Here is a 12,301-nt window from a genome sequence, read left to right on the forward strand (position 1 = left end):
CCGTGCGTCCGGCGCGGTGGTTCATCGCGGAAGCTCGGCGCGGCGCAGGTCGCGGAAGACGAGGGCGACGACCCCGCCGAGCCCGCACACCGTCGCGCTGACGACGAACACCGGGCCGGTGCCCCAGGCGCCGATGGCGGCGGCGGACAGCGGCATGCTGAGCGGTGCGAAGCCGAGGCTGACGAGGCTCGACACGGCGGTCACGCGGCCCAGGTAGGCGGGGTCGGTCTGGGTCTGGAGCAGGGCTCCGCACAGGGCGCCGCTCAGGCCGACGAGGAGGCCGACGGCCAGGGCCAGCGCGACGGCCGTGGCGACTCCCGGGGCGTAGGCGAGGGCGCCGATCGCGACGGAGCCCGTGAGGATCGTGGGCGCCATCAGCCGTCCCGCGTGCGGCATCCGGCCGCGCACGGCGAGCAGCAGGGAGGCGATGCCCGCCCCGGTGCCGAAGCCCGCGAGGACCCAGCCCATGCCGGAGGCACCCCAGCCGCGCTCGTCGGCCAGCAGGGTCAGGCCGACGTTGAGCGGGCCGACGAAGCCGAGGTCGCCGAGGGCGATGGCCAGCATCAGCGGGGCGAGGACGCGGTGGTGCCGGATGTAGCCCAGGCCCGCCGCGAGGTCGCGCCAGGCGGTCTTCTCGCGGGAGCGGTTCTCGTCCGCGGGCAGTTCGCGCAGGCGGAGGGAGATCAGCAGCGGCACCGACACGGCGATCAGCGCTCCGGCGATCGCGAAGGCGGCTGCGGCGCCGCCCAGCGCGACGCCGAGGCCGCCGAGCGGGGCGCCGACGACGCTCGCGAACCGGATGGCGAGGCCTCGCATGCCCTGGACCCGGGTGAGCTGGTCCCGGCTCGTGACCCGCGCGGGCAGGGCGCCCACGGCGGGCACGAACACGGCGTCGACGGTGCCGAAGAGCAGCGCCAGCAGGGCCAGCGGCCACAGAGTCGGGCCGGTCAGGAACAGCAGGGCCGCCACCGCGAGGACGGCCACGCAGCGCACCGCGTCGCTGCCGATGACGACCTTGCGCGGCCCGAACCGGTCGGCGACCACACCGCCGCCCAGCATCAGCAGGGCCCGGGGCAGGGCGCTGATCGCCGTCACGATGCCGGCCTCGGCGGGCGTTCCGGCCCGGACGGCCGCCCAGGAGAGGGCGAGGTAGTAGATGTTGTCGCCGACCATCGAGGCGGTGTAGGCGGAGAGCCAGCGCAGGACGTTGCCGTCACGGTGCGCGGGGCGCTCGGGGGCGTCCGGGAGTAATGCGGTGCCGGTCGCGGGGGTGGGGGCGGTCATGGCTGCGGGTCCTCTCGGGCGCGGAACGGGGGCGGACGCGGATCGGGGCGTCAGACGCGGAACGGGAATCCGTAAGTGTGAAAGGCGACGTTCTCGCGCCCCTCGGTGTCGCCGTCGGCCTCGCGAGCCCGGCTCTCTTCGTGGTACCTCATCAGCAGGTCCATCAACTCCCGTTTCAGCGCGGCCAGTTCTGGTGCGGTCAGCCGCAGCAGCGTCTCGGAGTCGTACGCGGCGTCGTGCCACTCGACTCCCCAGTCGGCGCGTTGGTCGAGATAGGCGCGGTACATGTCGTAGCGCTGCTCGATGAACAGCCGGGTGGCAGCAAGGCGTGCCGCCGTCATCTCCGGCGCGTCCCGGAAGTCCTCGTCCTGGATGCTCACCCCTTCCGAGGCGGGCTGCCACCAGCGCTCCCGGCCGTCCCTGCTCTGCGGCTCCGCCTCCTCGATCAGCCCGTGCTCGGCGAGCTTGCGCAGGTGGTAGCTGACCAGGGAGACGGCCTCGTCCACCTGCTCGGCGAGTTGCGAGGCGGTCGCCACCTCGGCCACGCACAGCAGTCGGTAGAGGTTCATACGGAGGGGATGGGCCAGCGCCTTGAGCGTGCCCACATCGGCGATCCGGCGTTTCTCCTTGCTTGCCATGCCCACGACCCTAGATACGAAAGGGAAGTTGCGCAATGGAGTTTGCGCAACTTCCCTTTCGTGTCTGCCGAGAATCCGCCCGCACGCACGACAGAGCCCCGGTCCCCCACCAGGGGCGACCGGGGCTCAGGTCGAACGGAGTGTCACCGCACCGGGTGACCCGCCTCCCGCAGCGTCCGCTTCACCTGATCGATGCGCAGATCGCCGAAGTGGAACACCGACGCCGCCAGCACCGCGTCCGCGCCCGCCTCGATCGCCGGGGGGAAGTCGGTCAGCCTGCCCGCGCCGCCGGACGCGATGACCGGGACCGTCACGTGCTTGCGTACGGCCGTGATCATCTCCAGGTCGTAGCCGTCCTTGGTGCCGTCCGCGTCCATGGAGTTGAGCAGGATCTCGCCCGCGCCCAGCTCGGCCGCCCGGTGCGCCCACTCGACCGCGTCGATACCGGTGCCCTGCCGACCGCCGTGGGTGGTCACCTCGAACGAGCCGGACTCCGTACGGCGCGCGTCCACCGACAGCACCAGCACCTGGCGGCCGAAGCGCTCGGCGATCTCCCGGATCAGGTCCGGGCGGGCGATCGCGGCCGTGTTGACGCCCACCTTGTCGGCGCCCGCCCGCAGCAGCTTGTCCACGTCCTCGGCCGTACGGACGCCGCCGCCGACCGTGAGCGGGATGAACACCTGCTCGGCGGTGCGGCGCACCACGTCGTACGTCGTCTCACGGTTGCCCGAGGACGCGGTGATGTCCAGGAACGTCAACTCGTCGGCGCCCTCGGCGTCGTACACCTTGGCCATCTCGACGGGGTCGCCCGCGTCGCGCAGGTTCTGGAAGTTGACACCCTTGACGACCCGGCCGTTGTCCACGTCCAGGCAGGGGATGACTCGGACCGCCAGGGTCATGAATCCACGGCTCCTTCACACGCTCTCAGTCTTCGGGGTGCCGACCCCGGAAGGCTTCCAGTTCCACTTCGACCAGGATGCGCGGGTCGACGAATCCCTCCACGACCAGCAGGGTCGAGGCGGGGCGCACCGAGTCGAACAGTTCCTTGTGGGCCCGGCCCACCTCGTCCACGTCCCGGGGGTGCGCCAGATACATCCGCGTACGGACCACGGACTCGACGCCGAGCCCGAACGCGCCGATCGCCTCGACCGCGCTCGCGAAGGCCACCTTGGCCTGCTCGTACGGGTCCCCCTCGCCGTACAGCAAGGGGCCCTTGAAGGCGCTGGTGCCGCCCACCAGCACGCGGTCGCCCGCCGCGACGGCGCGCGCGTATCCGAAGTTCTCTTCCCAGACACTTCCGCTCTGCACGCGCCGTACGGCTTCGGACGTCATGGCGACACAGCCTCCAAGGCCTCTTCCAGGGTGAACGCCTTCGCGTACAGGGCCTTCCCGACGATGGCGCCCTCGACACCGAGCGGCACCAGGTCGGCGAGCGCCCGCAGGTCGGCGAGCGAGGAGACCCCGCCGGAGGCGACCACCGGCCGGTCCGTGGCCGCGCAGACGTTCTTGAGCAACTGCAGGTTCGGGCCCTGGAGCGTGCCGTCCTTGGCGATGTCCGTGACGACGTACCGCGCGCAGCCCTCCTTGTCGAGGCGCTCCAGCGTCTCGTAGAGGTCGCCGCCGTCGCGGGTCCAGCCACGGCCGCGCAGCGTCGTGCCGCGTACGTCGAGACCGACCGCGATCTTGTCACCGTGCTCGGCGATGACCCGGGCCACCCACTCGGGGCTCTCCAGGGCGGCCGTGCCGAGGTTCACGCGCGTGCAGCCGGTGGCCAGCGCCGCGGCCAGGGTGTCGTCGTCGCGGATGCCGCCGGACAGCTCCACCTTGATGTCCATCGCCTGCGCGACCTCGGCGACCAGCGCGCGGTTGTCCCCGGTGCCGAACGCGGCGTCCAGGTCGACCAGATGCAGCCACTCGGCGCCCGCCCGCTGCCAGGCGAGGGCGGCTTCCAGGGGAGAGCCGTACGAGGTCTCCGTGCCGGACTCGCCATGGACGAGGCGGACGGCCTGACCGTCACGGACGTCGACGGCGGGGAGGAGTTCGAGCTTGGCCATGGTCTACAGGGTTCCGATCCAGTTGGTGAGGAGCTGCGCTCCGGCGTCGCCGGACTTCTCGGGGTGGAACTGCGTGGCCCACAGGGCGCCGTTCTCCACGGCCGCCACGAAGGGCTTGCCGTGCGTCGCCCAGGTCACCTTGGGGGCCTGCATCAGCGGGCTGTGGGTCTCCAACTGCCAGTCGTGGACGGCGTAGGAGTGGACGAAGTAGTAGCGGGCGTCCGCGTCCAGACCGGCGAACAGGTCGGAGCCCTCCGGTGCCTCGACGGTGTTCCAGCCCATGTGGGGCACGACGTCGGCCTCGAGCGGGGCGACCGTGCCGGGCCACTCGTCGAGGCCCTCGCTCTCCACGCCGTGCTCGATGCCGCGCGCGAACAGGATCTGCATGCCGACGCAGATGCCCATCACCGGGCGCCCGCCGGCCAGCCGCCGCTCGATGATCCAGTCACCGCGCGCCCGCTTCAGGCCCTGCATACAGGCGGCGAAGGCACCGACGCCGGGCACCAGCAGGCCGTCGGCGGCCATCGCCTTGTCGTAGTCGCGGGTGATCTCGACCTCGGCTCCCGCGCGCGCGAGGGCGCGCTCGGCGGAGCGGACGTTGCCGAAGCCGTAGTCGAAGACCACGACCCGCTTGGTCAGCGGGCTGCTCAATTCCACACCTCCAGCCGCAGGACGCCCGAGACGAGGCACATCGCCGCGCCGATGGACAGCAGCACGATGAGGCTCTTGGGCATCTTCTGCTTGGCGAAGGAGATGATGCCGCCGACGAAGAAGAGACCGACGACGATCAGGACGGTCGACAAACCGTTCATGGCTCTACAGGGCACCCTTCGTGGAGGGGAGGATTCCGACAGCGCGCGGGTCGCGCTCGCTCGCGTAGCGCAGGGCGCGCGCGAGGGCCTTGAACTGGCACTCCACGACGTGGTGCGCGTTGCGCCCGTAGGGCACGTGGACATGCAGCGCGATCTGGGCCTGGGCGACGAAGGACTCCAGGATGTGCCGGGTCATCGTGGTGTCGTACGCGCCGATCATCGGGGCCATGTTCTCGGGCTCGGTGTGCACGAGATAGGGGCGGCCGGACAGGTCGACGGTGACCTGGGCGAGCGACTCGTCCAGCGGGACCGTGCAGTTGCCGAAGCGGTAGATCCCCACCTTGTCGCCGAGCGCCTGCTTGAAGGCGGCGCCCAGCGCGAGGGCGGTGTCCTCGATGGTGTGGTGCGTGTCGATGTGCAGATCGCCCTCGGTCTTGACGGTCAGGTCGAACAGACCGTGGCGGCCGAGCTGGTCCAGCATGTGGTCGAAGAAGCCGACTCCCGTGGAGATCTCGGTCCTGCCGGTGCCGTCGAGGTCGATCTCCACGACGACCGACGTCTCCTTGGTCGTGCGCTCGATTCTTCCGAAGCGACCCTCGCGCGTCATGCGTCCTGCTCCTTCTTCAGCTCACGTACCGCGTCGAGGAACGCGTCGTTCTCCTCGGGGGTTCCCGCGGACACCCGCAGCCACCCCGGTACTCCGTTGTCCCGGACCAGGACGCCCCGGTCGAGGATCTTCCGCCAGGCTTCCTGGGTGTCGGCGAACCGCCCGAACTGGACGAAGTTCGCGTCGGACGCGGTGACCTCGCAGCCGATCGCCCGCAACTCCGTGACCAGCCGGTCCCGTTCGGACTTGAGCTGCTCGACGTACTTCAGCAGCGTGTCCGTGTGCTCCAGGGCGGCCAGCGCGGTCGCCTGCGTGACGGCCGACAGGTGGTAGGGCAGCCGTACGAGCTGGACGGCGGCCACGACCGCGGGGTGCGCGGCGAGATAGCCGAGGCGCAGACCTGCGGCGCCGAAGGCCTTGGACATGGTCCGCGAGACGACGAGATTCGGCCGACCTTCGAGGAGCGGCAGCAGCGAGTCGCCGTGGCTGAACTCGATGTACGCCTCGTCCACGATCACCATGGACGGCTTCGCCGCCTGCGCCGCCTCGTACAGGGCGAGGACCGTCTCGACGGGAAGCGCGTTCCCCGTGGGGTTGTTGGGGGTCGTGAGGAAGACGACATCCGGCCGGTGCTCGGCGATCGCCTGCCCGGCGGCGGCCACGTCGAGCGTGAAGTCCGCGCTGCGCGGGCCGGAGATCCAGCGCGTGCCCGTGCCGCGCGCGATGAGCGCGTGCATCGAGTACGACGGCTCGAAGCCGATCGCGCTGCGGCCCGGTCCGCCGAAGGTCTGCAGCAACTGCTGGATGACCTCGTTGGAGCCGTTGGCCGCCCACACGTTCTCGGCGGTGACCGGGTACTTGCCGGTCTTCGTGAGGTACTCGGCGAGCTTGGTGCGCAGCTCGACCGCGTCCCGGTCCGGGTAGCGGTTCAGCCCACGGGCGGCCTCGCGCACGCGCTCGGCGATCCGTTCGACCAGCGGCTCGGGCAGCGGGTACGGGTTCTCGTTGGTGTTCAGCCGTACGGGGACGTCCAGTTGAGGGGCGCCGTAGGGGGACTTGCCGCGCAGCTCGTCCCGTACGGGAAGATCGTCGATTCCGAAGCTCACTTGCTCTCAGGCACCTTCCAACCGAACCTTGCCTTGATCGCCGCGCCGTGCGCCGGCAGATCCTCCGCCTCCGCCAGCGTCACCACATGGGAGGCGACGTCGGCGAGCGCGTCGCGGGTGTAGTCGACGATGTGGATGCCGCGCAGGAAGGACTGCACGGACAGGCCCGAGGAGTGGCAGGCGCACCCGCCGGTCGGCAGCACGTGGTTGGAACCGGCCGCGTAGTCGCCGAGGGAGACCGGCGCCCAGGGGCCGACGAAGACCGCGCCCGCGTTCCGTACGCGGTTCGCCACCGCGACGGCGTCGGCGGTCTGGATCTCCAGGTGCTCCGCGCCGTACGCGTCGACCACCCGCAGGCCCTCGTCGACGCCGTCCACGAGCACGATCGCGGACTGCCTGCCCGCGAGCGCGGGGCGGATCCGGTCCTCGACGTGCTTGGTGGCCTCGACCTGCGGCTTCAGCTCCTTCTCCACCGCGTCGGCCAGTTCGACCGAGTCGGTGACGAGGACGGCCGCCGCCAGCGGGTCGTGCTCGGCCTGGCTGATCAGGTCCGACGCCACGTGCACCGGGTCGGCGGTGTCGTCCGCGAGGACCGCGATCTCGGTGGGACCGGCCTCCGTGTCGATGCCGATCCGGCCGGTGAAGTAGCGCTTGGCCGCCGCGACCCAGATGTTGCCGGGGCCGGTGACCATGTCGGCGGGCGCACAGGACTCGGTGCCGTACGCGAACATCGCGACGGCGGTCGCGCCGCCCGCCGCGTACACCTCGTCCACGCCGAGCAGGGCGCAGGCGGCGAGGATCGTCGGGTGGGGCAGGCCGTCGAACTCGGCCTGGGGCGGGGAGGCGAGCGCGATCGACTCGACGCCTGCCTCCTGCGCGGGCACGACGTTCATGATCACGGAGGACGGGTAGACGGACCGGCCGCCGGGCGCGTACAGCCCGACACGCTCGACCGGGACCCACTTCTCCGTGACCGACCCGCCGGGGACGACCTGGGTGGTGTGCGTGGTGCGGCGCTGCTCGCGGTGGACGACGCGGGCGCGGCGGATGGACTCCTCCAGGGCCGCGCGCACGGCGGGGTCGAGTCCGTCGAGCGCCTTGCCGAGCGCCTCGGCCGGGACCCGGACGGACGTGAGCCGTACGCCGTCGAACCGCTCCGCGAAGTCGATCAGTGCCGCGTCGCCGCGATGATGCACGTCCTCGCAGATCGGACGCACCTTCTCCAGGGCGGCCGATACGTCGAAGTCGGCTCGGGGCAGCAGGTCACGCAGGGCGCGGCCCTCGGGGAGGGCGTCGCCGCGCAGATCGATTCGGGAGATCACAGGGCCAATTCTCTCAGACGGCGTGGAAAGGCCGGACGGCCGTATCAGTGGCTGATACGTGACGCGGACGGACCGGCGGTGCCCCGGGGTCCGGGCGGCGCGCCCGCGCGACCGGGCAGGACACGGGCCGCACCGCGCTCGGCCCTGCGGCGCCCGGCGACGGCTCGCGTGTGTCGCGGCCGGGGCTCGCGCGGGTGTGTCGCCGGACACGATGACCGGATCCGGCGGTCCGCGCGGCCGGATTCCGGCGGCGGGCGGTGCGAGGGCCGTGGCCGAATCCCACCGGCCCCGTACGGCACCCGGAAGATCCCCTTCACCCAGGGCGTTCGGCCCGTCACACAACGGGCATCACGGTCGTACACACCCACCGGTAGCCAGGGAGGAGGGAACCGCCGTGACCGAGAGTTCCGCCTTCAGCAGGGGGGACCTGCCGGACGAGCTGACCGCCGCCGAGGCCGGGATGTGGCAGGCCTTCCGCAACGGCACCGTGTACGACCTGCGCGCCGGGGACACGGCCGTGGACGATCCGCACGGCGGCCACCCCTGGGGGTCCGAGCGCACCGTACGGGCGCGGATCGTGGCCTGGCTGCTGCTGGACGGGCCGCCCGCGCTGGCGGGCCGGGTCTCGTCGCTGAAGCTGACCGGGGTGCGGATCGCCGACACGCTGGACCTCGCGGGCGGCACGATCCTGCCGTACGTGGAGCTGAAGGGCTGCCGGTTCGAGAAGGAGGTCCTGCTGCCGGAGGCCCGCTTCACCACGCTGCGGCTGGTGAACTGCTCGGTGCCGCGGCTGGAGGCGGCGCGGGTGCACACGGAGGGCGATCTGCATCTGCCGCGCTGCCGGTTCCAGGGCGGCGTCCGGCTCACCGACGCCCATATCGGCACCGACCTCCTGCTCAACCAGGCCGTGGTCCACCGCGACCGGCGCGGGCGTTCGATCACCGCGGACGGGCTGACGGTCGGGCAGGACCTCCAGGCCGAGATGCTGGAGTCGCACGGCGAGATGAGCCTGCGCAGCGCCACCGTCGGAGTCTCGCTGAGCCTGCGCGGCGCCCGGCTGGACAACCCGTACACCCGGCTGGCGCTCAACGCCCCCCAGTTGACCGTCGAGCGGACCCTGTATCTGACCCCGGCGGCCGTCGGCAATCCGCTGCTGACCAGCGGCACCACACCGGCGCGCGGGACCCGGGTGCAGTACTTCGAGTGCCGGGGCGGCGTCCGGCTGGACGACGGGCGGTTCGGGGACGCCGTCGACCTGGACCGGGCCCGGTTCGTCCTCGACGACGACCAGGAGCTGTCGCTGCGCCGGGTCCAGACACCCGAGCTGCGCTTCCTCGGCGACCGGCCCGAGCACGGCAAGGTGATCATGTCGGGTGCGCGGACGGTGAACCTGGTCGACCGGTGGGCGAGCTGGCCGGGCCTCGGCAATCTGCACATGGGCGGCTTCGCCTACGAGAACCTCGTGCCGCAGGACGCCTTCCCGCTGGCCCGGCGGCTCGCGTGGGTGGCGGCGGCGACCGCCGAGTACAACCCGGAGCCGTACGAGCGGCTCGCGAGCGTGCTGCGCACCTGCGGGGAGGACGAGGACGCGCGCGAGGTGTTGCTGGCCAAGCAGCGGCGGCGGCGCGAGACGCTTCCGCTCGCGGCGAAGCTGTGGGGGTACGCGCAGGACTGGACCGTCGCCTACGGCTACCGGCCCGGCCGGGCGGCGGTGTGGATGGCGGTGCTGTGGGCGGCGTCGTCGGTCGCGTTCTCGCACGCGAGCCATCCGCCGGTCGACAAGGGCGGGCATCCGGCGTGGAACCCCGCCCTGCTCGCGCTGGACCTGCTGCTGCCGGTCATCGATCTCGGCCAGGCGGGCGAGTGGCGGCTGAGCAAGGGCTGGCAGTGGGTGGCGTCGGCGGTGATCCTGCTCGGCTGGACCCTCGCGACGACGGTCGCGGCGGGCGCGACGCGGCTGCTGCGGCGCGGCTGAGGGCGCCGCTGGGAAGGCCGTCCGGGCCTGCTCCGCGGGCGGCCCACCGGCTCCGTACGGCGTGCGCGCGGCGACCACACCGGACGCAGTCCCGCCCGGGACCATTAGGCTTTCGGGTCGTGACCACCGTCCGGCTCCCGCTCTTCCCCCTGAACTCGGTGCTGTTCCCCGGGCTCGTGCTCCCGCTGAACATCTTCGAGGAGCGCTATCGCGCCCTGATGCGCGATCTGCTGAAGACTCCCGAGGACGAACCGCGCCGCTTCGCCGTCGTCGCCATCCGCGACGGCCACGAGGTCGCGCCGAGCGAGCCCGGCATGCCGGACACGACGGTGCTGCCCTCCCGCGGCCCCGCGGCGGGCTTCGGCCCCGACCCGGCCAAGGCGTTCCACGCGGTGGGCTGTATCGCGGACGCGGCGACGATCCGGGAGCGGACCGACGGCACCTTCGAGGCGCTGGCGACGGGCACGACCCGGATCCGTCTGCTGTCGGTGGACGCCTCGGGCGCGTACCTGACGGCCGAGGTCGAGGAGTTGGCGGAGGAGCCGGGCGACGAGGCGGGCGCGCTGGCCGAGGGGGTGCTGCGGTCGTTCCGCCAGTACCAGAAGCGGCTGGCGGGCGCGCGCGAGCGCACCCTGGCGTCCGGTATGGAGCTGCCGGACGAGCCGTCGGTGGTGTCGTATCTGGTGGCCGCGGCGGTGATGCTGGACACGCCGACGCGGCAGCGGCTGCTGCAGGCGCCCGACACGTCCTCCCGGCTGCGGGACGAGCTGAAACTCCTGCGCACGGAGACGTCGATCATCCGTAGTCTGCCGTCGTTGCCCGCGGCGGACCTGACGCGCGGGCCGACGAGCCTCAACTGAGGCGGGGCCGATCGGCCGACCGAGCCGACCGAGCCGTTGGAGAGGAAGCGGGCCCATGGCCAAGAAGGCGAAGAAGCAGCGGGAGAACGCGGGCGGCACCCCGGCGACGGTGGCGCTGACCGCGGCGGGCGTGGAGTTCACGGTGCACTCCTACGACCACGACCCGTCGCACCCCTCCTACGGCGAGGAGGCGGCCGAGGCGATGGGCGTGTCACCGGACCGGGTCTTCAAGACCCTGGTGGCGGACGTGGACGGCGCGCTGGTGGTCGGCGTGGTCCCGGTGGCGGGCTCGCTGGACCTGAAGGCGCTGGCGACGGCGGTGGGCGGCAAGCGGGCCGCGATGGCGGACCCGGCGCTCGCCGAACGCACGACGGGGTATGTGCGCGGCGGCATCTCCCCGCTGGGCCAGCGCAAGAAGCTGCGTACGGTGCTGGACGCCTCGGCCTCGACGCACGCCACGATCTGCGTCTCGGCGGGCCGCCGGGGCCTGGAGGTGGAACTGTCCCCGTCGGACCTGACCCGCCTCACCCAGGCGGCACTGGCACCGATCGGCCGGGGCTAGTGCCCCGGCAGGCAACGCTCGCCCCGTCGCGACGCCCGGCACGTACTCTCGCCGCACCGGACGAAAGCCCACGTACGTCCAGTACGAGGGCTTCCGTCCGGCACACCGAGAGCACGCACCGGACGCCGCTCCTGACGGGCAAACGTTGCCTGCCGGGGCACTAGGACCTCACCTCGGCAAGCCCCTGCGTTCGACGGACGGGCCGTCCTCCGCTAGTACGGAGATATGTCGAAGAGGACACGCAAGCGCGCATGGCGCGCGAAGAAGGGCCACTCGAACCACGGCCACCGTCCGGCGTGACCACGCCGCTCACCCCGGCGCCGGGCGGCCTCTCCGCCGCCCCGGCGCCCTCGGAGGAGGGACGAACCTAGGCGGGCGGCGCCCCGTGCTCGTACGGCTTCGCGTACGGGTCCGGGTCCCGCGGGCCGAACAGGGCCGTCAGGCCCAGGTGAACCACCAGCGCGGCCACCGGCCAGGCGAGCAGCGCGCCTTTCGCCCCCAGCTTCAGCGGCGCGGGGAACGTCACGCCCTTGCCCACGGCCTTCGCGTGCGCGAGCACGTCCTTCGAGGGGCCCAGCAGGATGCCCAGCCGCCAGGCGAGCAGCGACCCGAGCAGTCCGCCCAGGGCGAGCCCCACCACCAGCGGCACCCCGCCGCGCCTGCGGACCAGGAAGACGACCAGCGCGGCGACCAGTCCGAAGCCGAGCGCGAGCAGGACGAACGTGCCGTCGCCCCCGATGGCCTGCTCCCCCTCGGTGTCCTTCAGATAGACGACCCAGTTCTTGTCGACCACCGCGCCCACGAGCGGCACGCGCGGCGCCAGCCATGCCCACAGCAGCCCGAGGAGCGCCCCGGCGACCGCGGAGACCACCGTGATGACGGCCGCCTCGCGCAGCTCGGTGCCCATCCCGGGACCGTCGTGCGGATACAGCGCCGTGGCACCGTGCGGAGCGGGCCCCAGGACCGACGGGGCGGGCGCCGCTTGCCACGTGTCCGGAGCGGACGGCGGGCGCTGTTCGTGCGGCGGCGGAGGCGGAGTCAACGGAGCGGTCACCTTCACATCCTGCCAAACACGGCTGTC

General features: G+C 72.3%; 14 protein-coding genes. 3 read left to right on the forward strand and 11 right to left on the reverse strand.

Features of this window, described 5'->3' with window-relative positions; all coding sequences use genetic code 11:
* Nucleotides 1–21: 21 nt before the first annotated feature.
* The 10 genes from NGF19_RS02935 to hisD form a co-directional block, all read right to left on the reverse strand.
* Nucleotides 22–1,284 carry an MFS transporter gene (locus NGF19_RS02935; RefSeq protein WP_252421926.1) on the reverse strand — a complete coding sequence of 421 codons (1,263 nt, stop codon included), beginning with the start codon at nucleotides 1,282–1,284 and terminating at the stop codon, nucleotides 22–24.
* 50 nt (nucleotides 1,285–1,334) lie between these two features.
* Nucleotides 1,335–1,922 (reverse strand): ArsR/SmtB family transcription factor, encoded by a 588-nt coding sequence (locus NGF19_RS02940; protein ID WP_252421927.1) that lies wholly within the window; start codon nucleotides 1,920–1,922, stop codon nucleotides 1,335–1,337.
* A gap of 143 nt (nucleotides 1,923–2,065) precedes the next feature.
* On the reverse strand, nucleotides 2,066–2,821 hold the full coding sequence (gene hisF / locus NGF19_RS02945; protein WP_252421928.1) for an imidazole glycerol phosphate synthase subunit HisF: 756 nt from the start codon (nucleotides 2,819–2,821) through the stop codon (nucleotides 2,066–2,068).
* Nucleotides 2,822–2,846: 25 nt separating this feature from the next.
* Nucleotides 2,847–3,254 carry a RidA family protein gene (locus tag NGF19_RS02950; protein WP_252421929.1) on the reverse strand — a complete coding sequence of 136 codons (408 nt, stop codon included), beginning with the start codon at nucleotides 3,252–3,254 and terminating at the stop codon, nucleotides 2,847–2,849.
* On the reverse strand, nucleotides 3,251–3,976 hold the full coding sequence (priA, locus tag NGF19_RS02955) for a bifunctional 1-(5-phosphoribosyl)-5-((5-phosphoribosylamino)methylideneamino)imidazole-4-carboxamide isomerase/phosphoribosylanthranilate isomerase PriA (protein WP_252421930.1): 726 nt from the start codon (nucleotides 3,974–3,976) through the stop codon (nucleotides 3,251–3,253). Before priA ends, NGF19_RS02950 begins: the two co-directional genes overlap by 4 nt.
* A gap of 3 nt (nucleotides 3,977–3,979) precedes the next feature.
* Nucleotides 3,980–4,627, reverse strand: coding sequence for an imidazole glycerol phosphate synthase subunit HisH (hisH, locus tag NGF19_RS02960; protein ID WP_252421931.1), 648 nt, complete (start codon nucleotides 4,625–4,627; stop codon nucleotides 3,980–3,982).
* Nucleotides 4,624–4,788 carry a CG2302 family histidine operon protein gene (locus tag NGF19_RS02965; RefSeq protein ID WP_252421932.1) on the reverse strand — a complete coding sequence of 55 codons (165 nt, stop codon included), beginning with the start codon at nucleotides 4,786–4,788 and terminating at the stop codon, nucleotides 4,624–4,626. The genes hisH and NGF19_RS02965 overlap by 4 nt, the downstream gene beginning before the upstream one ends.
* Nucleotides 4,789–4,792: 4 nt before the next feature.
* Nucleotides 4,793–5,395 (reverse strand): imidazoleglycerol-phosphate dehydratase HisB, encoded by a 603-nt coding sequence (gene hisB, locus NGF19_RS02970; protein ID WP_252421933.1) that lies wholly within the window; start codon nucleotides 5,393–5,395, stop codon nucleotides 4,793–4,795.
* Nucleotides 5,392–6,501, reverse strand: a complete 1,110-nt coding sequence (locus tag NGF19_RS02975) for a histidinol-phosphate transaminase (RefSeq protein ID WP_252421934.1) — start codon at nucleotides 6,499–6,501, stop codon at nucleotides 5,392–5,394. The genes hisB and NGF19_RS02975 overlap by 4 nt, the downstream gene beginning before the upstream one ends.
* Nucleotides 6,498–7,823, reverse strand: a complete 1,326-nt coding sequence (gene hisD / locus NGF19_RS02980) for a histidinol dehydrogenase (protein ID WP_252421935.1) — start codon at nucleotides 7,821–7,823, stop codon at nucleotides 6,498–6,500. The genes NGF19_RS02975 and hisD overlap by 4 nt, the downstream gene beginning before the upstream one ends.
* A 460-nt stretch (nucleotides 7,824–8,283) precedes the next feature.
* Here hisD and NGF19_RS02985 point away from each other — a divergent pair, with 460 nt between their 5' ends.
* The 3 genes from NGF19_RS02985 (at nucleotide 8,284) to ybaK (ending at nucleotide 11,220) form a co-directional block, all read left to right on the forward strand.
* Entirely contained in the window at nucleotides 8,284–9,798 is a 1,515-nt protein-coding gene (locus tag NGF19_RS02985) for an oxidoreductase (protein ID WP_252422217.1), read from the forward strand.
* A gap of 119 nt (nucleotides 9,799–9,917) precedes the next feature.
* The gene (locus tag NGF19_RS02990) at nucleotides 9,918–10,658 is read left to right on the forward strand and encodes an LON peptidase substrate-binding domain-containing protein (RefSeq protein WP_252421937.1); all 741 of its coding nucleotides are present in this window, start codon (nucleotides 9,918–9,920) and stop codon (nucleotides 10,656–10,658) included.
* Nucleotides 10,659–10,713: 55 nt separating this feature from the next.
* On the forward strand, nucleotides 10,714–11,220 hold the full coding sequence (gene ybaK, locus NGF19_RS02995; RefSeq protein ID WP_252421938.1) for a Cys-tRNA(Pro) deacylase: 507 nt from the start codon (nucleotides 10,714–10,716) through the stop codon (nucleotides 11,218–11,220).
* 367 nt (nucleotides 11,221–11,587) lie between these two features.
* Here the strand turns inward: ybaK and NGF19_RS03000 are convergent, their stop codons facing one another.
* Nucleotides 11,588–12,274 (reverse strand): AAA family ATPase, encoded by a 687-nt coding sequence (locus tag NGF19_RS03000; RefSeq protein ID WP_252421940.1) that lies wholly within the window; start codon nucleotides 12,272–12,274, stop codon nucleotides 11,588–11,590.
* Between the last annotated feature and the right edge of the window lie 27 nt (nucleotides 12,275–12,301).

Source organism: Streptomyces macrolidinus (assembly GCF_023887685.1).
GTDB lineage: Bacteria > Actinomycetota > Actinomycetes > Streptomycetales > Streptomycetaceae > Streptomyces > Streptomyces macrolidinus.